Here is a 23,744-nt window from a genome sequence, read left to right on the forward strand (position 1 = left end):
TCCGTGCCTAGGATGCCTTGCGGGTTTTGCGTGGAGTCGCAGCAGGTTTGGCGGGAGTCTTCTTTGCCTTGGTCTTGCTCGCTGCCGGGGCCTTTTTGGCGCTGCTTTTGCCCGCCAGGCTGCGTTTGAGCAGCTCGGTAAGGTCGATGACATCGGCGCTTTTGCGCTCTTGCTCGCCGCCGTCGCCCTCAACGTCCTCGATCTTGCCTTCACGGGCCTTGATCTCCACCAGTTCCTTGATCTTCTCCTGGAAGGTGTCGATGTAATCCTCGGGCTGCCAGTCGGCGCTCATATCGGTGACCAGACGCTTGGCCATGTCCCGCTCGCTTTTGCTCAGGGTTACGTCGGTCACCGCGTCGGTCAGCTCCAGGCTGTCGAGGGTGCGCACTTCGGCGGGCCAGCGCAGCATTACCAGGACCATGGCCGATTCCAGTGGCATTACCGCCGCCAGGTGTTGGCGGGTATGCAGCACCACATTGGCCAAGGCGACCTTCTTGGTATCCAGCAGGGTTTCGCGCAACAGGGCATAGACCTTTTCGCCGCGCTTGTCCGGAGTCAGGTAGTAGGGGGTGTCGATGTTCTGCAAGGGAATGTCCTTGCTGTCGACGAAGCCGAAGATATCGATGGTCTGGGTCGAGCGCGGGTGCGCCTTGCGAATTTCCTCTTCGCTGATGACCACATAACGGCCCTTCTCGTACTCCACGCCCTTGACGATGTTGTCCTTGGTCACTTCCTTGCCGGTGGCCTTGTTGACCCGCTTGTAGCCCACCGGGTCCATGCTGCGCTTGTCCAGCCAGTCAAAATCCACGCCCTGGCTCGAAGTGGCTGACACCAGTGCCACGGGGATATGCACCAGACCGAAACTGATTGCCCCCTTCCAGATTGCCCGCGCCATTGCCGTACTCCCTTTGAGGTGTCTAGGAGTGACAAGGCGCTGGGCGGCAAAGTTTCGAGGCAGGTGACGACGGGTGGTCAGTGCATAAGCTAATAAGCACAAGATATTTAAAGAATGTTTTTTAGAACTTTATGATCAATGACACGACCCTCTGTCCATGAGCCCGCCATGTCTAACGTCATTCGAACTACACGAACCTGCCTGTTCCGCGCCGGGCTGCTCGCCGCCCTGGCCTGCGCCATTGCCCTGCCCGTCCAGGCCCGGGAAACCCTGCGCATCGGCTATCAGAAGTCCTCGACCCTGATCACTTTGCTCAAGGCCCAGGGCACCCTGGAAAAGACTCTGGGGCAGGACGGTATCGACGTCACCTGGCATGAGTTCGCCAGTGGCTTGCCCCTGCTGGAAGCGCTGAATATCGGCAATGTCGATATCAGTGCCGATGTGGCCGACACCGTGCCGATCTTCGCCCAGGCGGCCCAGGCAAAATTGACTTACTTTGCCGAAGAATCGCCGTCCCCCAGCGCCCAGGCCATCGTCGTGCCCAAGGACTCGCCGATCCAGCAGCTTGCAGATTTGAAGGGCAAGAAAGTCGCCGTGACCAAGGCGGCAGGCACCCATTACCTGTTGATCGCCGCCTTGAACAAGGCCGGGCTGAAGTTTTCCGATATCCAGCCCGCCTACCTGTCACCGGCTGACGGCCGTGCGGCCTTTGAAAACAACAAGGTCGATGCCTGGGTGACCTGGGAACCCTTCCTGACCAGCGTGCAGCGCCAGTTGCCGACCCGCACCCTCGCTGATGGCACCGGCCTGGCCACCTACAAGCGCTATTACCTGACCAGCAATGACTACGCCAAGGCCCATCCTGAGGTATTGAAGCGGGTGTATGAACAACTGCATCAGGCCGGCGCCTGGATCAAGGCCAACCCCAAGGACGCCGCCCAGGTGTTGGGGCCGTTGTGGGGCAATCTTGATACCGCCACCGTCGAAGCCGCCAATGCCCATCGCAGTTATCAGGTGGAACCGGTCAAGGCTGACCAGTTGGGCGAACAACAGAAGATTGCCGATGCGTTCTTTGAGGCAGGGCTGCTGCCCAAGGCGGTGGATGCCAAGGATGTGCAGATCTGGAAGCCGTAACCACGCAATATCTAAAAAAATAAATCACAGATATGAGCTTGGAATGCTCTGTGGGACCGGCTTAAGCCGGGAAAAAGGCAGACATTCGCTGCATTTCTTTGATCAGCAAAATGCCTTCCCGGCTAAAGCCGGTCCCACCGGACAAGCGATCAACCGTCGACTTTATCCAGCGTGCGCAACTTCTGCGGCAACGCCCACAGCAGCAGCGCCGCGGCCACCAGACTGGCAACGCCAATCACATACAGCGCCGGTGTGGTGCTGCCAGTCAGGTCCTTGATGCTGCCTACCATCACCGGGCTGACGATCCCGCCGAACTGACCCAGGGTATTGATCACCGCAATCCCGCCTGCAGCACCGGCGCCCGCACCGGCCAGCAGTTTTGGCGGCAAGGCCCAGAAGGCCGGGATGGAAGCGACGATACCGGTACCCATCAGGGCCAGAGCAACGATCAGGAAGGTGGTGTGCTGGGCGAAAATCCCGGCGCTGAAAAAACCGATCGCACCGATCACCACCAGGCCACAGACAAACTTGCGTCGCTCACCGCTGGCATCGGACAGGCGCCCAACCACCACCATGCTGATCGCCCCGCAGATATACGGCACGGCGGTTAGCAGGCCAATGATCACCGGGCTCTCGGTACCGGCGCTGCGAATCAGCTGCGGCGCCCAGAAGTTCAGTCCGTAGGATGCCACCTGGATCAGGAAGTAGATCAGCCCGAGCATCAGGAAGCCCGGCAGTTTCAAGGCCGCCAGCAGCGAGCCACCCTTGTGCGGTTCATGATGGGCGATACGGCTGGCCAGGTAGGTTTTCTCTTCGTTGGTCAACCAATGGGCATCGGTGACCTTGTCCTTCAAGACCAGTAACACCAGCAGACCCAGGCCGACGCAAGGCACACCGCCGAGCAGGAACAGCCAGTGCCAGCCGCGCATGTTCATCACCCCGTCCAGATGCCCCAGCACCAGACCAGACAATGGCGCACCGACCAACCCGGCAAAAGCCGAAGCCAGAAACAGCATGGAGGTGATGCGACCGCGGTAGTGCTGCGGGAACCACAGGGTCAGGTAATACAGCACGCCTGGGGCAAAACCGGCTTCCATCGCGCCGATGATGAAACGCAGGCCGTAAAACTGCCACTCGCTGTTGACGAAGACCATCAAAGCCGTGGCCACGCCCCAGGACATCATGATCCGGGCAATCCAGCGCCGCGCGCCGACCTTGTACAGCATCATGTTGCTCGGCACTTCGAACAGTACATAACCGACCACGAACAGCCCGGCGCCCAAGCCATAAGCGGTGTCGCTCAGGCTCAGGTCAGCCTGCAGCTGGAACTTGGCGAAGCTGATATTGATGCGGTCGAAGAAGGCGAACAGATAACAGACCATGATCAACGGCATCAGTCGCCAGGCAACCTTGCTGATCAGGGCTTTTTCGGCACTTATTATTTGTGCGGGGGTGCTGTGCGCAGTTAATACAGAAATAGTCATTGCTGGGTCTCCAGACGGACTTCCCGTGGGGGTCCGATTGTTTTTGTTGTCTGGGTTGATGATCGGGTACACACAACCAATGGCGCGGCCGTAGGAGCGGCTTCAGCCACGAGAAACAGGCTCGCGGCTAAAGCCGCTCCTACGATCGGGCCTACAGGAGGTTCATCACATCGTTCGGTGCCGGATGCAGATCGCAATTACGCCCCGCCTTGGCCACCTGCCCCGGCATTTCATGGCCGAGCAGCGCGGGCAATTGACGCGACATGGTCAGCAGATGGGGCAGATCGATTCCGGTAGCAATGCCCATCTCCTCGCACAGGTTCACCAGGTCCTCGGTGCAGATATTCCCCGAAGCGCCGGGCGCGAAAGGACAGCCGCCAAGACCGCCGAGTGACGCATCGAAACGCCGCGCACCGGCCTCATAAGCCGCCAGCACATTACTCAGGCCCAGGCCACGGGTGTTGTGGAAATGCAGGGTCAGTCGCGAAGCAGGCACCTGGGCCAGCACGCGCTGTACCAACTGGAAGACCTGACGCGGGTTGGCCATACCGGTGGTATCGGCGAGGCTGATGCCGTCGACGCCCAGTTCCTGATAGGCATCGACAATCTGCATCACCCGGTCTTCGCTGATCTTGCCTTCGAAGGGGCAACCGAAGGTGGTGGCAATCGACGCGTTCAGACTCAGGGTCGTGCCACGGGCCAGGCTCACCACATCGCCGAACGCCGCCAGGGACTGCTCGCAGCGCATGCGCATATTGGCCAGGTTGTGGGTCTGGCTGGCGGACATTACCAGGTTCAACTCATCAGCCCCGGCAGCGATGGCCCGTTCGGCGCCCTTGAGGTTGGGGATCAGCGCAACGTAAATCACCCCCGGCTGACGCTGGATGCCGCGAAACACTTCGTCACCATCACGCAGGGCCGGAATGGCCTTGGGCGAGACGAATGAACCGGCTTCGATACGGGAAAATCCGGCCAGGGACAGCTGATCGATCAAGGCGATCTTGTCGGCGGTCTCGACCCACCGGGGTTCGATCTGCAAGCCGTCCCGTGGGGCGACTTCCTGGACGATCAGGCGTTGGGAAAAGTCATTGATCATTGCACCACCCCCTCACGTTTCAGACGTTCGATATCGCGTTCGGTCAGGCCCAGGCCATTGAGCACGCTATCAGTGTGCTGGCCCAGGCTCGGCCCCTGCCAATTGACCTGGCCCGGCGTCTCGGACAGCTTGGGCACGATGCCCGGCATCTTCACCGCCGCGCCGCCGGGCAGTTGCGCATCAAGCAGCATGTCCCGAGCCTGGTAGTGTGGGTCGGCGACGATATCGGCCACCGAATAGATTCGCCCGGCTGGCACTTCGGCCTGTTCCAGGGCCTGCAAGACCAGGTCGATGGGCTGGCCGGAAGTCCAGTCGGCAATGGCCTGGTCGAGCAGATCGCTCTGCCGGGCGCGGCCGTCGTTATGGGCGAACTCCGGGTTATCGCCCAGATCGTCACGGCCGATGACCTGCATCAGGCGTTTGAAGATCGGGTCGCTGTTCCCGGCAATCACCACATAGGCGCCATCAGCGGTCGGATAGGTATTTGAAGGTGCGATACCCGGCAAGGCGCCGCCGCTGCGCTCACGCACATGGCCGAGCATGTCGTATTCGGGGATCAGGCTTTCCATCAGGTTGAATACGCTTTCGGCCAGGGACACATCGACAATCTGCCCGTCGCCCTGGCCGGTCTTGACCCGCAGCAGGGACATCAGCGCGCCCATCACCGCATGCATCGATGCCAGGGAATCGCCAAGACTGACGCCCACCCGGGCCGGCGGCGAACCGGGGGTGCCGGTGGTGTAGCGAATGCCACCCATGGCCTCGCCAATGGCACCAAAACCGGGGCGATCACGGTAAGGACCGGTCTGGCCATAGCCGGAAATACGTACCAGGGTCAGCTTGGGGTTGATGGCATGCAGCACATCCCAGCCCAGGCCGAGCTTTTCCAGGGCGCCGGGGCGCAGGTTCTCGATCAGTACATCGGCGCTTTCGGCCAGTTGCTTGACGATGGCAATGCCTTCGGGTGACTTGAGGTTCAGGGCCAGGGATTTTTTATTGCGCGACTGCAAATACCACCAGAGGGACGTGCCCTCATGGAGTTTTCGCCATTTGCGAAGAGGATCGCCCTGCCCTATCGATTCGATCTTGATCACCTCGGCACCGAACTCACCCAGCAGGCGGGCGGCGAAAGGCGCCGCAATCAGGGTGCCGATCTCGATCACGCGGATGCCACTCAGGGGCGCCGTCATCTTCTGTACCTCATGTTTCTTGGAATTTGGACCAAGACTAGAGGAACAGCATCGGGCAAAGCCAACCGTCAGTTGGCAAGGGTCGTTCGCCAAACGAGAACGCCACCTGCTGCCGTAGGAGCGGCTTTAGCCGGGAATACGCCTTCCCGGCTAAAGCCGGTCCCACAGGTGCTCTACGAGATTTCGCGGCGCAGATGCTCGTACAACAACCGGCTCACCGGCGACAACGCCGCTTCATCACGAATCACCAGCACCAAGGTCCTGCGCGACCACTCGTCATTCAGGGTCACCGCCGTCAATCCCAGGGACTGGCCGAACAGGTCGAAGGCCTTCTGCGGCAGGATGCCGATGCCCATATTGGCCTGAACCATCCGGCACACCGCATCGAAGCCCGGCACATGAATGCGCAGGCGCAGGACCTTGCCACTGGCCCGGGCCGCCGCATGGGCGCGCATATTGATGGAGCTGGCCGAGTGCAGGCCGATATGGTCGCTGTCCAGGGTGTCGGCAAAGTCCACCCGCTCGCGTCCGGCCAACGGATGATCGGGGCGCATCACCACAACCAGTTGGTCATGCCGATAGGGCACGCTGATCAGGTCGACGGTGTCGGTGTCCATCGAACAGATGCCTATATCCGCCACGCCATCGATCACGCCCTGCACCACCCCGGTACTGGGCCGCTCCTCGAGATCGACCTTGACCTGGGCATGGTCCTCGACGAAGTCGTGCAGGTCTTCCGGCAGAAACTGGATGATCGCCGAGAGGTTGGCCAGCATCCGCACATAACCCCGTACGCCCTGGCTGTGTTCGCCCAGTTCAAGGCCGATTTTCTCCACATCGAACAGCATGCGCCGGGCATGGTGCAGCAAGGTCTCCCCCGCCGCCGTCAGGGCCATGCCCTTGGCGTTGCGTACGAACAGGCCGATACCCAGGGCATCCTCCAGTTCCATCAGGCGCTTGCTCGCCGCCGACACCGCTATCGCCTCCCGCGCGGCCGCCTTGGTCAGGGTGCCTTCTTCATGCACCGCCACGAACAGTTGCAAGGTGATCAGGTCCAGGCGACGGGTGAGGTTTTTATGCAGCATGGCAGAGCGCCTTGGGTGGGAATGAGGCGCAGGATATCGCTAAATCAGGCGACCTTGTTGCGCCCCAGGGATTTGGCCTGATACAGCTGCTGATCGGCGCGACGGATCAGCGCCATGCTGTCACCGTCCCCCGGCTCGGTGACGCCGACACCAATGCTGACGGTGACCTGACCCACCGTGGCGAAAATCGCACCGGCCACCGCAGCGCGGATCTTCTCGGCAATGACTGCAGGACTCTGCACCGCTTCGACCTCGGGCAACAGCACGGCAAACTCCTCGCCACCGTAGCGGGCGAGGAAATCGGTACTGCGGATATTGCCCTGAATCAGCCCGGCCAGGCGCTGCAACACCTCATCACCAACGGCGTGGCCATAGCTGTCGTTGACTCGCTTGAAGTGATCGGCATCGATCAGCAACATGCCGAACGGCCGCCCCGTACGCTGGAACAGCTGGCTGCACTCGGCGAGTTTTTCATCGAGACGACGACGGTTGTAGACACCGGTCAGGGCATCGTGGGTCGCCAGTTGCAACAGTTCGGCATTGGCCTGAGTCAATGCGGCTGTACGCAGCGCGACGGTAGCTTCCAGGGAGGCGTTGGCCTCCTGCAGCTCACGCTCCTTGCCCAACAGGGATTCGGTCATGCCACTGATGGATCGGCCGAGCTGGGCGATCTCCAGCACTGCGTGTTCCTGGGGAAACTGCGCGCCGGGTTGCTGGTCCTGAACCAGCTTGGCCGAGCGAGCCAGTTGCTCGATAGGACGGCTCAGGCTCAGCGCCAGGTAGTAGGCCACGAGGCCGAAACCAACGGCAGCGATAACGCCGAGCACCAGCAGTTTGTAGAACAGGATGCGTGCAGGTTCCAGGGCGATGTCCAGAGGCTGGCGGACCACGATGTACCAGGCCAGCCCGGTATTAGACGGAGTCGGTACCGCCACGGCGCTGGTCAGGTAGTCATCCTCGCCCAACGACCAGCCCGGCCGGGCCTGTGCCGCCGTGAGGTTAGCCACGGTCTGCCCGGCAAGCTGTTCCGGATACAGCACTTTGCCGCCCTCATCGACGATCAGCGCTTCAACACCCGGCGCCAGGCCTTTCTCCATCACCGCCGATTCGACGATCTGGGTCACCCAACTCCAGTGGGCATGGGCCCCGAGCACACCCACGACCTGGCCATCGGCAGTACGAATCGGCGCGGCAAAATCGATAAAACGCAGCGGCTCGCCATTGCTCGCCCCCGGCAGCAACTTGGCGAGCAGCACCGCTTCGTGGGGGTCGCCGGAGTAATTGCCCTGCAACCCGGCCTGAAACCACGGCCGCGCCTTCACCGACTGATTGACCAACAATCCTTTCGCAGCCTGCCTGACCTGACCATTGACGTCGGCCACGCCCATCCAGGCGTATTCGGCACGGGATTGGGTGCGCAGGTCCATGGTGGTGAGAATATCGGGATCGTCGAGATTGCCGCGGCGAAACAGCGGCGAACGGGTGAGCTGCGACACTTCCAGCTGCCGCTCGGCAAACTGTGAAGCCAACAGCACCGCCGCCGAGCGGGCGGTGTTCAACAGCGCATTACCGCTGGCCAACTTCATCTGTTCAGTGGCGATATGGCCCACATAGAAGCCCACGCTGAGCAGCGTGAACAATGACAGGCCGGCAAACCAAAGGGTCAGGCGACTACGCAGGCTGGCTCTGATCATGGCGCGATATCTGAGTGCTTATAGTGGCCTTATGGTAGGCCTAATGATGGCGGTTTAGCTATAGATCCGGCGTGCCCCGGTGTTGCGCTGACGCCAATAAACGATGGCGCAACATGGGACCGGCTTTAGCCGGGAAAGGGCCGTAACAGCCGCTATTAAAATGCGTCAATGCCGCCGTCTTCCCGGCTAAAGCCGGTCCCACAGGTCACAAACATCAGATGTCCATATCCAGCAACGCCGCCCCCAGCGCCTTGCCATGGGCGTCCAGCGTCAGATGTGGTGTTTTTGCAGAATCCGTGATCACAGAGAAACAATGTGGGACCGGCTTTAGCCGGGAAGGCGTCATTGCTGAACAAGCAAATGTAGCGGATGTACTGGCCCCTTCCCGGCTAAAGCCGGTCCCACAAGTTCAGTCAGTTACACCATCAGAACCCAACGCTGGCCTGCACAAAGTACGTGCGTGGCTGGCCCAGGTAGATGCCGGCGTTGTTGTCGCTGGAGCGGGTGAAGTACTGGTGGTCGAAGAGGTTTTTCACCCCGGCGCCCAGTTTCAGGTTGGACAGCTGCTTGCCGAAGTCATAGCCGCCGCGCACGTTCCAGGTCATGTAGCCGGGAATGTTGCCGTACTGGCCGTCGGCGGTCGGAGTGGTGATGTAGTTGCCGTTGAAGCTGCCATCGGCGTTGCTGCCGGTGCCGGGTGCGCGTTGTTGTGACTGGGCGTAGCCGTCGAGGTTCCAGGTCCAGCGATTGACTTCATAACGCAGCCCCACGGTGCCCACCTGGCGCGAGTAGAACGGCAGGTCGCGCCCCTTGAAGCCGGGAATGTCACCCTGGGAGGTGGCGCTGGTGTAGGTGAAACCGGCGTTGGCGGTCAGCCCATGCAAGCGTGAGTCGAGGTTGCCGAGGTCGTAGTGCACCGACGACTCGATGCCTTCGTGACGGGTTGCGCCGAGGTTGGTCCAGCCCACGTCGTTACTGACGTATTGCAGCTCGTCGGCGAAGTCGATGTAGAACGCCGTCAGCTCGCCGCCCCAGATGCCATTGTCGAAACGGGTGCCGATCTCGTAGGTCTTGGCCTTCTCCGGCTGCAGGCCGTTGGCGGTGTTGTTGCCGCTGCCGCCCTGGGCGACCTGGAAGTATTGCAGGCTGCCGAAGGAGGTTTCGTAGTTGGCGAACAGCTTCCAGTTATCGGACAGGTGATACATCACGCTCAAGGCCGGCAGCGGCTCGTTTTCATTGACGCTGCGGTCCTTGGCCGTGACCGGCACGTTGTTCAGGCCCATGACGGCGCGCTCGTGCCAGTGGGTATCGATGCTTTCAAAGCGGATGCCCGGGGTGATGGTCCATTTGCCGATATCGATCTTGTCGTCCAGATATACCGCCGTGGCCTCGGTGCCGCCGGTACGGTCCTGGTAGACATGGCCATCGGAAGCCTTGGTCGGGGTCAGCACGTTATTGACCAGAGCCAACTGCCTGGCCTGCTCATGCATGGCTTCCTTGAGATAGCGCACACCGAGGCTGGCTTCCTGGGTGGTCGGGCCAAGGTCGAATACATGGGACACCCGCGGCTCGATGCCGAAGGTGTGATAGCTGCGCGGGAACGAGCCCTCGGTCAACAGGTTGCGCGCAGCAATGTTGCTGCCGCGAAAACTGTCGGAGTAGTAGGTCAGCACTTCGAACTGGGTCGACTCGTCGATCTGCCGTTTGTACTTGATCGACACATCCTTGCGCCGCCCGGTGAAGTTGTCGTAATCGCGCACCGACTGATACGGATTGGCGTCGAACTGCTTCTGGGTCAGGCCGCCGGGCATGTCAGCAGTGGCGTCGTAGTAGTGGAAATTGACCGACAGATCGTCATCGTCCGTCAGCGCCCAATGGGTCTTGAACAGCACGTCGTTGATGTCGTTGTGATTGTTGCTTTCGCGATAACCGTCGCCGCCCACTTTCGAGTAGAGCAAGGCCGCGCCCAGACCGTTGTCCAGGGTGCCGCCGATAAAGCCGGTCTCCATATTTTTCACGCCGCCGTAGCGGCTTGACTCCAGGGTGGTGCTGACTTCGCCGCTCAGGTCCTTGGGAATAGCCCGGGTGACGAAGTTGATCACCCCGCCGACGTTCTGTGGCCCATAGCGCACGGAACCGGCGCCGCGGACGACGTCGATGCTGTCGAGGTTACCCACGGCAATCGGCGCCATGGACAGCTGCGGCTGGCCATAGGGCGCAAAGGCCGCCGGCACGCCGTCGATCAACACCGTGGAGCGCGGCGACAGGCGCGAGGTCAGGCCGCGCACGCCGACGTTGAGTGAAATATCGCTGCCACCGGTGCCGTTGTTCTCCTGCACCTGCACGCCGGGGACCCGACGCAGCACATCACCAACGGTGGTGGCCGCATGCTCGACCATATTCTCCCGGCGCACCACGGTGCGCGCACCCGGATGATTCTGCACCACGGCCTGATCGGCATCGCCAAGCCAGTCACCCACGACCTTGACGTCAGTGGCGGCGATTTCCAGGCTGCCCGGCGTGGTGCTGGCGCTGCTGCCTGTGGGTTGCAGGATCACGGTATCGGCGGAAATTTCGTACTCCAGGCCACTGCCCTTGAGCAACGCGCGCAGGGCCTGCTCCGCCGACAGATTGCCGTCCACAGCGGGCGCCTGCTTGCCTGCCACCAGCTCGGGGCTGAAGAACAATTGCAGTGAAGCCTGCTGCGCCAGTTGGCTCAAGGCGGCGCCCAGAGGCTGAGACTGAATATGAATGACCATCGGCGCATCAGCAGCCTGGGCCACGCCCGCAGCGCTGGCCACGGCAATCGCCAGTAACAGCGGCAACCAGCGCGAAGGCGCGGTGGGTAATGAATGAGGGGCGGCAGGTTGGTTGTTATTCACGTCGGATAGTGTCCTGAGAGGTCCAGAGTCGGAGCTTTGTCTGCGCGCTGTAATGCAAACCAGTCGCAGTTGGACAAGAAGACGAAGAACTGAAAAAAAACCTGAATCTAACGTGAAATTATTTCCTGGCTGCCATCCCCGAGGGTCCGCACCGTCACCGGCAGAATGCTCGGCAAGGCCCGTAATAGAGCATCCGTGTCATCTGCCTTGAAGACACTGGTCAGGCGCAGACTGGCAGTCTTGCCACTGGCCACCAACAACGGTCGCTGGCGATAGCGTGAGACTTCCTCAACCACTTCGCTCAAAGGCGCATCGTTGAACACCAGCTTGCCGGTACGCCAGGCAATGATCGCAGCCGTATTCACAGCACTGGCAGGCGACACCCGACCGCTGCCATCGACACGGGCCCCCAGGCCAGCGGTGAGTACGACGCTCTCGCCCTGGCTGTCCGTACCATTGACCTTGACTGTGCCCGACTCCACCGCGATCAGGGTCTGGGCCGGGTCGCGGCGCACGTCGAAACGGGTGCCCGTCACTGTCACCCTGCCCTTGCCCGCCTCGACCACGAACGGCCGGGACGGGTCGTGCTGCACACTGAACATGGCTTCGCCTTCGCTGAGCAGGACCTGGCGCTGCCCACGGACGAAATGCACATCCATGCGCGTGCGGGAGTTGAGCTCCACCACTGAGCCGTCCGGCAACGTCACCTGCTTGCGCTCGTCGAAGGCCGTGGCGAACTGGCCGCTGTAGTCGTTGGCGGTATTGAGGCCAAACCACAATGCCGCGCTGATAGCCACCGCGGCCACACTGGCCGCCACGGCGTAGCGCAATACGGCGCTTTTACGCGGCAAGGAGGTTGGAGCATCCTCGCGCAGCAGGGCCTGCAGGCGCTCTTTCGACAGCTGATCAGCCGCGCCCCAGATCTGTTGCAACGCACGGTATTCCTCGACGTGCCGCGGACTCCGGGCCAGCCATTCGTCAAAGCGCGCCTGCTCCCCGGCATCAAGGGGCCGATCACTGGTCAGGGCAAACCAGGCGGCCGCCTCATCGCGCACGGTGTCGGCGCAATCACGATCCGTGGTCATGGCTGAATCCGGCTTGAAAGGATGTGGGCGGTCATGGCTTGGCGACGTCCAGTCGATCACGCAAATGTCGAAGGGTGCGGATCATATACTTTTCCACCATGTTCTTGCTCAGACCCATGCGCTCGGCGATTTCCTGCTGGGTCAGACCTTCGAGCTTCTGCCAGATGAATACCTTGCGGCAATTGAGGGGCAACTCGGCCAGGGCGCGCTCGATGGAATCGGCCAGCTGGATGGCATGCATGAACGCCTCCGGATCCCCCGCCTGCGGGACGCAATACTCATCGGCCTCCAGCTCCAGCAAGGCCCTCCGGTCTTCACGCCGCCAGGTATCCACCGCGATATTGCGCGCCGTCTGATGCAGATAGGCGCGAGGCTGCTCGGCCTCGCAGTCGGACTCCAGCACGCGGACAAAGGCATCGTGGGTCAGGTCTTCAGCCTGATGACGATTCTTCAGACGACGGGTCCATGTGCCAATGAGCTCCTCATAATGATCAAGAAAGCCTTTACTGCCTGGCAGCTTGAGAGTCATGGCGGTGTGCTGGACGGGGGCGAAGGGCGCGAATAGTAATGCTTCCCATTAGCTCGTGCAAACTATTCATTGTTCTCACAATCCGCCTTAGCGAATTGGAACAAGATTGTGTGGGCGCCGGGCTTGCCCGCGATGAGGCCGGGACATCTGCGGCATTACCTGAACCGGATACACCGCCTTCGCGGGCAAGCCTCGCTCCTACGAGTCAAGGCTGCGAATGGATCGATCGGACCCACCGTCTTCGCAGCCTTCGGCAGCTCCTACAAACCGCCTTTATTGCCTTACATCAGGCACAACTCACTCCACCGGCGCGTACTGCATCTCGCCATTGCCAAACGACCAATCCTCACGCTTCACATCGATCAGGCTGATCCAGACATCTTCCTTGCGCAGCCCGGTGCGGGCATGGATCCCCTCGGCGACAGCCTTATAGAACGCCTTCTTCACCTCGACCGTGCGCCCCGCATTCCAGGTGATCTGAATGAAGACGATGCCAGGCGTGTAGTTGATGCCCAGATAGCCTTCGGCCGGATAGACCAGTTCGTCCGCAGCATGGCGGTTGATGACCTGGAATTTGTCGTGAGCCGGAACGTTGGCGGTGTTGACCATGGCGTCGTAGATCACTTCGCTGATCGCGGCGACGGTTTGCGGGCTGGTGCCAGCGGCGACGTCGACTCGGGCTAAGGGCATGTGCTGATCCTCTTTGATAATGGGTTGGGTGCTGGGTCTACCCTAGGCCTAGGCGTAGAATTCATCAAACGCATAATTTTCAGAAACTAAATGAGTATTTAGCATGCTATTTGAAGACCTGAAGGCATTTGTCGCAGTCATCGATTGCGCGTCCCTGACCAAGGCGGCCGAGAAGCTGTGCCTGACCCAGTCGGCCGTGTCCCGACGCCTGCAGCATCTGGAGGAATCGCTGAATGCCAGCCTGTTCGATCGTAGCAGCCGCCCTCCCGTGCCGACGGCCATGGGCTATCGGATCTACGAACACGCCGTGACCCTGCTGCGCGACGCCAATCATCTGCTGAGTATTCCTCAGGAGTCAGCGACGCCCAGCGGGCGCTTTCGTGTGGGGTTTACCCAAGTGGTGGCCGATGTGGTGGTGTTCGATGCCGTCACGCGGATTCGTCAGGCCTTTGCTGAGTTGGAAATGCAACTGGTGACTCACTGGAGCTCGGAGCTTGAGCTGATGATCAGCCGCGGCGAACTCGACGCCGCAACCCTGCTGCTGCCTGCGCCGAGCCAGCTTCCCGAGGGGTTGGCGGGAAAACTGATCACCACACTGGAGATTGTCGTGGTGCAGAGCAGGCAACATCCCATCGTCGACTCAGCGAGCGATATCAACAGCCTGTCGTGCCGGGAATGGATTCTCAACCCCAGGGGCTGCGGTTACCGCGCGGCACTGGAAGCGGCCATGGGCGGTCGCGGCCAGAAGCTGCGCCTGGGCATCGACACCCACGGCGCGGCCATACAGATGCGCATGATCGCCGCCGGGCTGGGCCTGGGTTTGTTGCCGAAGAAGCTGTTACAGGAAAGCCCGCTGCAGGACCAACTGGCCATTGTCGAGGTGAGGGATTTTGCCCTGCAAGTCGATATCTGGGTGGCTCACTCCCTCAGGCCGGGCAATCTGCGCCAGGCCAATGAGCTGTTGATCCAGCAGGTGTCAGACGGCTTTCCATAAGCTTCAAAGCCCGATCGTCAAGCCATTGGCCGGCAACGGCAGCGCGGTCTTGTAGCGCACCTGTTTGAGGGCAAAGCTGGAACGGATATTGGCTACGCCGGGAATTTTCGTCAGGTGGTTGAGGATGAATCCTTCCAGCGCCTGAATATTCGGCACCAGTACCCGCAGCAGGTAATCGGCATCGCCGGTCATCAGGTAGCACTCCATGACTTCCGGGCGCTCGCTGATCGCCTCCTCGAAGCGATGCAGCGCATCTTCGACCTGCTTCTCCAGGCTGACATGGATAAACACATTGACGTGCAGGCCCAACACCGCAGGCGCCAGCAGGGTGACTTGCTGGCGGATCAGGCCGAGTTCTTCCATGGCCTTGACCCGGTTGAAACAGGGCGTAGGCGACAGGTTGACGCTCTTGGCCAGCTCGGCGTTGGTAATGCGGGCATTCTCCTGCAAGCGATTGAGAATGCCGATATCGATTCGGTCAAGCTTTCGCATAAAGATAAATACTCTTATATATTTATTTTAAAGAGAATAAATATCTCCAAACGAGCGCAACAACAAGTAACAAGAGAAAATAAATCTCCGGACGCAGGGTTAACATTTTTCCACCTTGAAGCCTTTGTACCCGGAGAATCGCCATGGCGGATTACGGCCCCGATTGCAGCACCCTCGATACACCGACCCGACGCGGCGGCCTGCTGTCGCCCCAGGCCAAGGGTATCGCGCTGTTGCTGGCGGCCATCGTCATCTGGGGCGCCAACTGGCCGGTGATGAAAACCGGCCTGGCCCACATCACGCCGATCTGGTTTTCCGCCACCCGCTTCGTCCTTGGCGCGGTATGCCTGTTCGTCCTGCAAGGAGTGACCGGCACCTTAAGGTTACCGTCCCGTCGCGACTGGCCATTGATTGCCAGTGTCGGCCTGTTGCAAATGCTGGCATTTACCGTGCTCGGCGCCATCGCCATGACCCAGATCCCGGCCGGCCGCTCGGCCGTACTGGCCTACACCACGCCCTTATGGGTGACCCCGGCGGCCTTGCTGTTCTTTGGCGAGCGCCTGTCCGCCCGCCTGTTGATCGGCACCTTGCTCGGAGTGATCGGCGTGGGCGTGTTACTCAACCCGCTGACCCTGGACTGGGACAACCGGACCCTGATCAAAGCCAACCTCATGCTCCTCGCCGCCTCATTCTGCTGGGCCTTGTGCATCCTGCATCTGCGTTACTACAAGGGCAGCTCCAGCGCCTACCAGTTGGCGCCGTGGCAGATGCTTGTGGCCAGCGTGCCCCTGACGATCATGGCGTGGATCATCGAAGGCCCCTTCACTGGCGATAACTCCCGCACCCTCTGGGAAGTCGCCCTGTTCGTCGGCCCCGTGGCCACGGCTTTCTGCTTCTGTGCGGTGAATGCCGCCAGCATGTGGCTGTCCACCACCAGCATGTCCTCGGCCATGCTCGGCGTGCCGGTAGTCGGGTTGGTGATGTCGGTGATGTTTCTTGGCGAGACCTTGACCAGGCCATTGCTGGTGGGGGTGCTGGCGATTGTCGGGGGGATTTTGATTGTGACGATCAAGGGGCGTGCCTCAGAAGCTTGATGAGCCATATAGCTTAGATTCAAGCGTTTCATACGAACCGGGGCTTTTCGGGATACCGTTAGAACCTGTGCAGGTGATGGGTTTCAGGTTGTACAGACGGGCCAATAAATGCCTGTGGTGACGAACAGGGGTGTGTTGAGTTTGTGCGAACAGAAGCGTTCTGTGGTGATCATAGTTGATATGGGACGACAAGACTGGGGTGATAGTATTTTCATATATTGGCAATTCCACTAGCAAAAGCGCCCACCGAGTTTTTTGGGGGCGCTCAAATTTTCAGCGATGAGTATTTGTAAAACACGCACTCAAGCCGTCAACGCGGCTAATATCACTTTCCCCCATCAGCAAAACGCCACGCAACTTCTTTAATGGTGATTGGCAATTCGTTAGGGTACCCGTTAGTTTCATTACGGGTAGTCAGAAATATCCTTAGCGACACCAATGTTTGGCGCCCTTGCAATTCGATACCGTACGTCGAGTCCCCTTTCACTGTCTTAACACTATCATACCTTATCCCAGGGATATCCGGCAGTGGTTTATCGGGATCAAAAAAAGTCGACTGTATATATAACCATGCACCCTTAAAGCCAGCATTAAGAGTAATCCTGGAGTAATCGATTTGACGCGTCACTCCAGACGGGAAATCAAACACTATATAGTTTGTGTTCAGCGATAAATCATCCCCCTCTGGTATAATAAGGGCGCCAAGTAGCATGGCTATAGCATGATGCTGCCCTCCGATAGAGGTGATATGTGCGTCTGGAAGATAATCCGGCCCCGCGCCATTATGGACGCGAATGTACATGTTGTGCGGAGTGGGGGTATAGACATCTGGCTCAAATCTGGTTTCAACCGCGAAGGACGAAAAGTCCTCCGTAATTAACTCGGCGATATCAGGTCCAGCTGCCTTACCTTTGATTAAATGAAAACCAGGATTACTATTCATATCTATATCTCTCGAGTATTTTTCTAACGACTGTGCATCCAGGCCAAATCGAAAACCAAAGTTTTAACTATCGCTTGGGGGTACAAGTCAAATTTGGAAACAGCGTAAGCAAAAGGTCTCACTGCAGTAAGCTATTCGCCGCTTTAAAGTACGTTCAGCGAAACACAGCCCACTTCTAATACCATAGAACAGAATGACTCAACCTCAACACCATTCATCTTATAAGAAACCGCTCTGACCGCATCAACGGATATAGCAAAGTCTTTCAATAAATTGCTTTCCAGCGTAAACAAGCAGGCATTTTATCGCCCACTTAAGAGGATCGCCATGCTAGAGACCTTACTAGACAATGTGAATATAGCAATATGTTTCTTTTTATCACAAAACATAATATTGACACCCAACACTACAGCGCACTATAACGAAACTGAAAAAGAGCACCCGACATTCAGATAATTACTACGCCTGTAAATACAAATCTATAAGAAACACACCCGAACGGTTAGGCAGGCAACGCCCCAATGCGATCATCGCCAGCAAACCAGCTCCCTATTGATTTCGCCTGATGCCCGTTTTTATTCAGGCATTGCCCCATCAAACACAATCCATGCCCCATGCCATCACTGTCCCGCCATTGATGGCCCGCGCCTCGCGCCTAAGATGCTTCACCAAGCCTGTGAATAAACGACGGGTAATTGTAAAATACTCACTCAAACCATCAACGCAGCTGGTATCACTTATTTCCATCAGCAAAGCGCCAAGAAACCTCTTTAATTATGATTGGCAACTCAGTAGGGTACCCTTCAGCTTCAAGGCGGGTATACACCGATATCTTTAGAGATACCAATGTTTGCAGCCCCTGCAGCGCGAGGCCATAGATCATATCTCCTTTCTTTGTCTCAAACGCATCTTGCCTTTCGCCAGGAATTTCCGGCAGCGGTTTATCGGGATCAAAATATGTCGACTGCATGATTAAGAGCACATCTTCAAAGGCAATGTTAAGCGTGATCCATAAGTAATCGATTTGACGCGTCACTCCAGACGGGAAATCAAACACGATATAGTTTGTTTGCAGCGAAGAATCAGGTCCCTCGGAGGCAACAAGGGCTCCAAGTTGCATAGCTATAGCATGCTGCCTTCCGATAGAGGTGATATGTGCATCTGGAAGATAATTCGGCCCCGCGCCATGATGGACGCGAATGTACATGTTGTGCGGAGTGGGGGTGTAGACATCCGGCTCAAATCTGGTTTCAACCGCGAAGGACGAAAAGTCCTCCGTAACTGACTCGGCGATATCAGGTCCAGCTGCCTTACCTTTGACTAAATGAAAACCAGGCTTACTATTCATATTTATATCTCTCGAGTATTTCTCTAACGACTGTGCATCCAGGCCAAATCGAAAACCAAAGATTTAACTATCGCTTGGGGCACAAGTAAAAATTGGAAACAGCGTAAGCAAACAGGTCTCACTGCAGTAAGCTATTCGTCGCTTCAAAGTACGTTCGGCGAAACACAGCCCACTTCTAATACCATAGAACAGAATGACTCAACCTCAACACCATTCATCTTATAAGAAACCGCTCTGATCGCATCAACGGATATAGCAAAGTCTTTCAATAAATTGCTTTTCAGCGTAAACAAGCAGGCATTTTATCGTTCCCTTAAGAGGATCGACATGCTAGAGAACTTGCTAGAAAATGTGAATATAGCAATATGTTTCTTTTTATCACAAAACATTATATTGACACCGAGCACTACAACTCACTACACCCAAGCTAAAAAAAGCACCCGACATTCAGATAATTACTACGCCTGTAAATACAAATCGATAAGAAACACACCCGAACGGTTAGGCAGGCAACGCCCTAATGCGATCATCGTCAGCAAACCAGCTCACTATTGATTTCGCCTGATGCCCGTTTTTATTCAGGCGTTGTCCCCATCAAAACACGATCCATGACCCATGCCATCACTGTCCCGCCATTGATGGCTTGCGCCTCGCGCCTAAGATGCTTCACCAAGCCTGTGAATTTATCTGCGAGCGTTGCCATGACCAAAACAAGAACCCTCTACGACAAGCACATCGACTCGCACACCGTGGCGCAGCTCGATGATCAGGGCCATGCGCTGCTGTATATCGACCGCCAGGTCATCAACGAATACACCAGCCCCCAGGCCTTCAGCGGACTGCGCGAGGCCGGGCGCGAGGTGTGGCGGCCGGAGACGGCGCTGGCGGTGGTCGATCATGTCAACCCGACGACGCCGCAACGGGTCGCGGCCATGGCCGATGCCGGGGGCGCGTTGCAGGTGTCGTACCTGGGGCAGAACTGCGAGAAATTCGGCATCGAGCTGTTCGATGTACTCGACAAGCGCCAAGGTATCGAACACGTAATCGCCCCTGAGCAGGGCTTTATCCTGCCGGGCATGGTGATTGCTGCAGGCGATAGCCACACCACCACTTATGGCGCTTTGGGCGCCTTTGGCTTTGGTATCGGCACCTCGGAAATCGAACATCTCTTGGCCTCCCAGACCCTGGTCTACAAGCGCCTGAAAAGCATGCGCGTGACCGTCGAAGGCAGCCTGGCCCACGGCCTGACGTCCAAGGACGTGATCATGGCCCTGATCGGTCGCATCGGCGCGTCAGGAGCCACGGGTTATGCCATCGAATTCACCGGTTCGACCATCGATGCCCTGAGCGTCGAGGCGCGCATGACCATCTGCAACATGGCCGTGGAAGCCGGTGCCCGTGGCGCCTTTATGGCCCCGGATGACAAAGTCTTCGCCTACCTCAAGGACAAGCCTCGCGCGCCAAAGGGCGAGCTCTGGGAGCAGGCCGTGGCGGTCTGGCGCGAGCTGCGCAGCGACCCCGGCGCCCGGTTCGATCAGGAAGTGCATCTGGATACCCGCGATCTGCAACCGATGGTCACCTGGGGCACCAGCCCGGACCAGGCCTCAGCCATCGGCGAGCGTGTGCCGGACCCGGCCACCATCGACGACCCGATCCTGCGCCAGGACATGCGCCGCGCCCTCGACTACATGGGCTTGCAGGCCGGTCTGCCGCTGAGCGAAATCCGTATCAGCCATGCCTTTATCGGCTCCTGCACCAATGCCCGGATCGAAGATTTGCGCGATGCCGCACGGGTGGTCAGCGGCAAGCAAGTGGCAGATGGCGTACGGGCGATGATCGTGCCCGGCTCCACGGCGGTGCGGGATCAGGCTGAGGCCGAGGGCCTGGCGACGATCTTTCGCGACGCCGGCTTTGAATGGCGCCAGTCCGGCTGCTCCATGTGCCTGGCGATGAACGACGACGTACTCGCCCCCGGCGACCGCTGCGCCTCCAGCACCAACCGCAACTTCGAAGGCCGCCAGGGCGCCGGGGCGCGCACGCACCTGATGAGCCCGGCGATGGTCGCCGCCGCCGCGATAACAGGGCACTTGACCGATGTCCGTCACTTCCAGGAGAGCATCCAGCCATGAGCCTGCAACCTTTTACCCAAGTCAGCGGCAAGGCCGCGCCGATGCTGGCGGCCAATATCGACACTGACGTGATCATGCCCAAGCAGTTCCTCAAGGGCATCGACCGCGCCGGCCTGGACCGGGGCCTGTTTTTCGACCTGCGTTTCCTGCCCTCAGGCGAGCCCAACCCGCAATTCATCCTTAACCAGCCCGGCTGGCAGGGCGCGAGTTTCATGGTGGTCGGGCCCAACTTCGGCTGCGGCTCGAGCCGCGAGCACGCGGTGTGGGGCCTCAAGCAGATGGGCATCCGCGCGCTGATCGGCAGCAGCTTCGCCGGGATTTTCTACGATAACTGCCAGCGTAACGGCGTATTGCTGATCACCCTGGACGCGCAGCAGGTACAGGAACTGGGGCGCACCGTAAGCGAGGCCGAAGGCGCACAGATCGAAATCGACCTGCCTGCCCAGGAAATTCGCCTGCACGATGGCCGTGCCGTGCCTTTCCAGATCGATGCGTTACGCAAAGACGCGCTGTTGCAAGGCCTGGATGCCATTGGCAGCACCTTGCAGCGCAGTGCGCAGATTCGCGAGTTCGAGCAGCGGCACTTGCAGGCTAATCCCTGGTTGAGCTGAGAGTCGCCCTCCGGATCCATGAGCTACTGTGGGACCGGCTTTAGCCGGGAAGGCGTCTTCCCGGCTAAAGCCGGTCCCACATGATTTGCGCGTTCAAAGCGACAATCGCCGAAAATGCTCCTGCAAAAACTCCACACACACCCGCAGCTTCCCGGAGTTGGCCAGACGCGTCGGGTACACCGCCCAGACGTTGGCGCTCTGGGTGTAGTCCGGCAGGATCTGCACCAGTCGGCCTTGTTCCAACAGCGGTTTGACGTCCCACATCGAACGCAGCAGCACGCCGCGGCCGTCCAGCGCCCATTGCAGGACAATCTCGCCACTGTTGGATGACAGCGGCCCACGCACCCGCACGCTGTCGTGCTGATCACCGCACTCCATCTGCCAGATGCCGAAGGCGTTGTCGCGCTCCTTGAGCACCAGGCAATCGTGCTGCTCGAGTTCCCTCAGGGCCTGAGGCGTGCCGCGCCGTTGCAGGTAGTCCGGGGCCGCACAAAGAATCCGGCGATTGCTCACCAACTGGCGGCCTATGTGCTGACCGGGAATGTCATCGCCGACACGAATTTCCAGGTCGAAGCCCTCGTTGACGATATCCACCACACGATCGAACAGGTCGAGACGTATTTCCAGATCCGGATACAGCTCGGCCAGTTTCGACACCGCAGGGGCGACGTGATTGCGGCCGAAACCGAACGAGCTGCACAGGTGCAGCCGGCCACGGGGCGCGGCGTGGGCTTCGGAAAGTTCGTCGTGCAGCAACTGGAAGTCCTCAAGAATCCGCACCGCCCAGCGCTGCACCCGCTCGCCGTCTTCGGTGAGGGCCACACGTCGACTGGTACGGTGCAAAAGCCGCGTACTCAAGGTGCTTTCCAGAATCTGGATGCGTTTGCTGACGTAGGCTGGCGAAAGGCCCAATTCGTCCGCTGCCGCAGCGAAACCCGCCTTGCGGATCACGGTCAGGAATACCCGCAAATCCTCGGGCAAGGGCGCAGCTTCTTTCTTGGAGGTCATGCAGTGTCTTTCTTGTAGGGAGGGCTAAACCGGTGACGCAGGATAGCATTTGGCCAAGTCGGGTTTTACCTGGCGCATATTCGCTATCGATCTAAAAATATGGATTAAGGTTCTTTTACGGAATAAATCGAAGCCTTTATAACGGGTCCCAGGATTTAAAACTGTTGCTCCAGCAACACGACTTGGACAGCCCAAAGGATCTGCGATGAACGTTTTCTGGTTTCTCCCCACCCACGGCGACGGCCACTTTCTCGGCACCAGCAAAGGCGCGCGCCCGGTTACCCTGAACTATCTCAAGCAAGTGGCCCAGGCCGCTGACGACCTTGGCTACTACGGCGTGCTGATTCCCACCGGTCGTTCCTGCGAAGACTCCTGGGTCATCGCTTCGGCCCTGGTGCCCCTGACCGAACGCCTGAAATATCTGGTGGCGATCCGTCCCGGCATTATTTCCCCGACCGTTTCGGCGCGCATGGCCGCGACCCTGGACCGCCTGTCCGGCGGGCGTCTGCTGATCAACGTGGTGACCGGCGGCGATCCCGACGAGAACCGCGGCGACGGCATCTTCCTCGACCATAGCCAGCGCTACGAAGTCACCGATGAATTCCTGCAGATCTGGCGTCGGGTGCTGCAAGGCGAAGCCGTCGATTTCGAAGGTAAACACCTGCAAGTGCAGAATGCCAAGGCGCTCTATCCGCCGATCCAGAAGCCCTACCCGCCGCTGTATTTCGGTGGTTCGTCCGAGGCCGCTCACGACCTGGCCGCCGATCAGGTAGACGTTTACCTGACCTGGGGCGAGCCTCCGGCCGCCGTGGCGCAGAAGCTCGCCGATGTGCGCGAACGGGCTGCCCGCAAAGGCCGCACGGTGAAGTTCGGCATCCGCCTGCATGTGATCGTGCGCGAAACCAGCGAAGAAGCCTGGAAAGCCGCCAACACCCTGATCGAGCAAATCAGCGACGAAACCATTGCTGCGGCGCAGAAGTCTTTTTCGCGTTTCGATTCCGAAGGCCAGCGACGCATGGCTGCACTGCACGACGGTCGCCGCGACAACCTGGAAATCGCCCCGAACCTGTGGGCCGGCGTCGGGCTGGTGCGCGGTGGCGCGGGCACGGCACTGGTGGGCAATCCTGAAGAAGTCGCCGCGCGAATCAAGGAATACGCGGACCTGGGCATCGAGAGCTTTATCTTCTCCGGCTACCCGCATCTGGAAGAGGCCTACCGCTTCGCCGAACTGGTCTTCCCCTTGCTGCCTGAGCCCTACGCTAGCCTGGCCGGGCGCGGCATCACCAACCTGACCGGACCGTTCGGCGAAATGATCGCCAACGATCTGCCGCCGCAGAAGTGATCCGCTGAAAGGGAAACGC

Annotated in this window: 20 protein-coding genes; 6 read left to right on the top strand and 14 right to left on the bottom strand. The window is 59.3% G+C overall.

The features are described 5' to 3' along the window. Window positions 1-7: 7 nt before the first annotated feature. A complete protein-coding gene (ku, locus tag AC1Z24_RS21945) occupies window positions 8-895 on the bottom strand; it encodes a non-homologous end joining protein Ku (protein WP_483742681.1) in 888 nt (295 codons plus the stop codon). Between the two features lie 168 nt (window positions 896-1,063). On the opposite strand from ku, the gene AC1Z24_RS21950 reads away from it, so the two are divergent. Continuing rightward, window positions 1,064-2,029: an aliphatic sulfonate ABC transporter substrate-binding protein gene (locus AC1Z24_RS21950; protein ID WP_483742682.1), complete on the top strand. Its 966-nt coding sequence runs from the start codon at window positions 1,064-1,066 to the stop codon at window positions 2,027-2,029. Window positions 2,030-2,178: 149 nt separating this feature from the next. On the opposite strand, the gene AC1Z24_RS21955 is transcribed toward AC1Z24_RS21950, so the two are convergent. The 9 genes from AC1Z24_RS21955 to AC1Z24_RS21995 all read right to left on the bottom strand — a co-directional run bounded on the left by AC1Z24_RS21955 (window position 2,179) and on the right by AC1Z24_RS21995 (window position 13,764). Further along, entirely contained in the window at window positions 2,179-3,513 is a 1,335-nt protein-coding gene (locus AC1Z24_RS21955; RefSeq protein ID WP_483742683.1) for an MFS transporter, read from the bottom strand. Between the two features lie 151 nt (window positions 3,514-3,664). Continuing rightward, window positions 3,665-4,609, bottom strand: a complete 945-nt coding sequence (locus AC1Z24_RS21960) for a hydroxymethylglutaryl-CoA lyase (protein WP_483742684.1) — start codon at window positions 4,607-4,609, stop codon at window positions 3,665-3,667. Next, on the bottom strand, window positions 4,606-5,799 hold the full coding sequence (locus tag AC1Z24_RS21965; RefSeq protein ID WP_483742685.1) for a CaiB/BaiF CoA transferase family protein: 1,194 nt from the start codon (window positions 5,797-5,799) through the stop codon (window positions 4,606-4,608). Before AC1Z24_RS21965 ends, AC1Z24_RS21960 begins: the two co-directional genes overlap by 4 nt. Window positions 5,800-5,972: 173 nt before the next feature. Continuing rightward, a complete protein-coding gene (locus AC1Z24_RS21970) occupies window positions 5,973-6,884 on the bottom strand; it encodes a LysR family transcriptional regulator (protein ID WP_483742686.1) in 912 nt (303 codons plus the stop codon). A 44-nt stretch (window positions 6,885-6,928) separates the two neighbouring features. Further along, window positions 6,929-8,578 (bottom strand): sensor domain-containing diguanylate cyclase, encoded by a 1,650-nt coding sequence (locus AC1Z24_RS21975; RefSeq protein WP_483742687.1) that lies wholly within the window; start codon window positions 8,576-8,578, stop codon window positions 6,929-6,931. A 425-nt stretch (window positions 8,579-9,003) separates the two neighbouring features. Beyond that, the gene (locus AC1Z24_RS21980; protein ID WP_483742688.1) at window positions 9,004-11,460 is read right to left on the bottom strand and encodes a TonB-dependent siderophore receptor; all 2,457 of its coding nucleotides are present in this window, start codon (window positions 11,458-11,460) and stop codon (window positions 9,004-9,006) included. A 107-nt stretch (window positions 11,461-11,567) separates the two neighbouring features. Continuing rightward, window positions 11,568-12,545, bottom strand: a complete 978-nt coding sequence (locus AC1Z24_RS21985) for a FecR family protein (RefSeq protein ID WP_483742689.1) — start codon at window positions 12,543-12,545, stop codon at window positions 11,568-11,570. 31 nt (window positions 12,546-12,576) lie between these two features. Beyond that, complete coding sequence (locus AC1Z24_RS21990; protein ID WP_483742690.1) at window positions 12,577-13,074, bottom strand: sigma-70 family RNA polymerase sigma factor; 498 nt, start codon at window positions 13,072-13,074, stop codon at window positions 12,577-12,579. A gap of 297 nt (window positions 13,075-13,371) precedes the next feature. Further along, on the bottom strand, window positions 13,372-13,764 hold the full coding sequence (locus AC1Z24_RS21995) for a tautomerase family protein (RefSeq protein WP_483742691.1): 393 nt from the start codon (window positions 13,762-13,764) through the stop codon (window positions 13,372-13,374). A gap of 103 nt (window positions 13,765-13,867) precedes the next feature. On the opposite strand from AC1Z24_RS21995, the gene AC1Z24_RS22000 reads away from it, so the two are divergent. Then, window positions 13,868-14,758 (top strand): LysR family transcriptional regulator, encoded by an 891-nt coding sequence (locus tag AC1Z24_RS22000; protein WP_483742692.1) that lies wholly within the window; start codon window positions 13,868-13,870, stop codon window positions 14,756-14,758. Between the two features lie 3 nt (window positions 14,759-14,761). Here the strand turns inward: AC1Z24_RS22000 and bkdR are convergent, their stop codons facing one another. Next, entirely contained in the window at window positions 14,762-15,250 is a 489-nt protein-coding gene (gene bkdR / locus AC1Z24_RS22005; protein WP_259101757.1) for a Bkd operon transcriptional regulator BkdR, read from the bottom strand. A 143-nt stretch (window positions 15,251-15,393) separates the two neighbouring features. Here bkdR and AC1Z24_RS22010 point away from each other — a divergent pair, with 143 nt between their 5' ends. Beyond that, a complete protein-coding gene (locus AC1Z24_RS22010; protein ID WP_483742693.1) occupies window positions 15,394-16,344 on the top strand; it encodes a DMT family transporter in 951 nt (316 codons plus the stop codon). Between the two features lie 325 nt (window positions 16,345-16,669). Here the strand turns inward: AC1Z24_RS22010 and AC1Z24_RS22015 are convergent, their stop codons facing one another. Beyond that, a complete protein-coding gene (locus tag AC1Z24_RS22015) occupies window positions 16,670-17,287 on the bottom strand; it encodes a hypothetical protein (protein WP_483742694.1) in 618 nt (205 codons plus the stop codon). A 733-nt stretch (window positions 17,288-18,020) separates the two neighbouring features. Beyond that, complete coding sequence (locus AC1Z24_RS22020; protein WP_483742695.1) at window positions 18,021-18,635, bottom strand: hypothetical protein; 615 nt, start codon at window positions 18,633-18,635, stop codon at window positions 18,021-18,023. Between the two features lie 701 nt (window positions 18,636-19,336). Between AC1Z24_RS22020 and leuC the strand changes: the two genes are divergently transcribed. Next, window positions 19,337-20,764, top strand: a complete 1,428-nt coding sequence (gene leuC / locus AC1Z24_RS22025; RefSeq protein ID WP_483742696.1) for a 3-isopropylmalate dehydratase large subunit — start codon at window positions 19,337-19,339, stop codon at window positions 20,762-20,764. Next, on the top strand, window positions 20,761-21,375 hold the full coding sequence (gene leuD, locus AC1Z24_RS22030; RefSeq protein ID WP_483742697.1) for a 3-isopropylmalate dehydratase small subunit: 615 nt from the start codon (window positions 20,761-20,763) through the stop codon (window positions 21,373-21,375). Before leuC ends, leuD begins: the two co-directional genes overlap by 4 nt. Before the next feature lie 93 nt (window positions 21,376-21,468). Here leuD and ttdR read toward each other — a convergent pair whose 3' ends face one another. Beyond that, entirely contained in the window at window positions 21,469-22,383 is a 915-nt protein-coding gene (ttdR, locus tag AC1Z24_RS22035; protein ID WP_483742698.1) for an L-tartrate utilization transcriptional activator TtdR, read from the bottom strand. A 205-nt stretch (window positions 22,384-22,588) separates the two neighbouring features. Between ttdR and ssuD the strand changes: the two genes are divergently transcribed. After that, entirely contained in the window at window positions 22,589-23,725 is a 1,137-nt protein-coding gene (gene ssuD / locus AC1Z24_RS22040; RefSeq protein WP_483742699.1) for an FMNH2-dependent alkanesulfonate monooxygenase, read from the top strand. Window positions 23,726-23,744 lie beyond the last annotated feature (19 nt).

This window comes from Pseudomonas sp. JL23 (assembly GCF_056933585.1).

Bases quoted from the DNA above. Each gene is read 5' to 3' on its own strand.
- ku (WP_483742681.1), bottom strand. From the start codon at position 895: ATGGCGCGGGCAATCTGGAAGGGGGCAATCAGTTTCGGTCTGGTGCAT.
- AC1Z24_RS21950 (WP_483742682.1), top strand. From the start codon at position 1,064: ATGTCTAACGTCATTCGAACTACACGAACCTGCCTGTTCCGCGCCGGG.
- AC1Z24_RS21955 (WP_483742683.1), bottom strand. From the start codon at position 3,513: ATGACTATTTCTGTATTAACTGCGCACAGCACCCCCGCACAAATAATA.
- AC1Z24_RS21960 (WP_483742684.1), bottom strand. From the start codon at position 4,609: ATGATCAATGACTTTTCCCAACGCCTGATCGTCCAGGAAGTCGCCCCA.
- AC1Z24_RS21965 (WP_483742685.1), bottom strand. From the start codon at position 5,799: ATGACGGCGCCCCTGAGTGGCATCCGCGTGATCGAGATCGGCACCCTG.
- AC1Z24_RS21970 (WP_483742686.1), bottom strand. From the start codon at position 6,884: ATGCTGCATAAAAACCTCACCCGTCGCCTGGACCTGATCACCTTGCAA.
- AC1Z24_RS21975 (WP_483742687.1), bottom strand. From the start codon at position 8,578: ATGATCAGAGCCAGCCTGCGTAGTCGCCTGACCCTTTGGTTTGCCGGC.
- AC1Z24_RS21985 (WP_483742689.1), bottom strand. From the start codon at position 12,545: ATGACCACGGATCGTGATTGCGCCGACACCGTGCGCGATGAGGCGGCC.
- AC1Z24_RS21990 (WP_483742690.1), bottom strand. From the start codon at position 13,074: ATGACTCTCAAGCTGCCAGGCAGTAAAGGCTTTCTTGATCATTATGAG.
- AC1Z24_RS21995 (WP_483742691.1), bottom strand. From the start codon at position 13,764: ATGCCCTTAGCCCGAGTCGACGTCGCCGCTGGCACCAGCCCGCAAACC.
- AC1Z24_RS22000 (WP_483742692.1), top strand. From the start codon at position 13,868: ATGCTATTTGAAGACCTGAAGGCATTTGTCGCAGTCATCGATTGCGCG.
- bkdR (WP_259101757.1), bottom strand. From the start codon at position 15,250: ATGCGAAAGCTTGACCGAATCGATATCGGCATTCTCAATCGCTTGCAG.
- AC1Z24_RS22010 (WP_483742693.1), top strand. From the start codon at position 15,394: ATGGCGGATTACGGCCCCGATTGCAGCACCCTCGATACACCGACCCGA.
- AC1Z24_RS22015 (WP_483742694.1), bottom strand. From the start codon at position 17,287: ATGAATAGTAATCCTGGTTTTCATTTAATCAAAGGTAAGGCAGCTGGA.
- AC1Z24_RS22020 (WP_483742695.1), bottom strand. From the start codon at position 18,635: ATGAATAGTAAGCCTGGTTTTCATTTAGTCAAAGGTAAGGCAGCTGGA.
- leuC (WP_483742696.1), top strand. From the start codon at position 19,337: ATGACCAAAACAAGAACCCTCTACGACAAGCACATCGACTCGCACACC.
- leuD (WP_483742697.1), top strand. From the start codon at position 20,761: ATGAGCCTGCAACCTTTTACCCAAGTCAGCGGCAAGGCCGCGCCGATG.
- ttdR (WP_483742698.1), bottom strand. From the start codon at position 22,383: ATGACCTCCAAGAAAGAAGCTGCGCCCTTGCCCGAGGATTTGCGGGTA.
- ssuD (WP_483742699.1), top strand. From the start codon at position 22,589: ATGAACGTTTTCTGGTTTCTCCCCACCCACGGCGACGGCCACTTTCTC.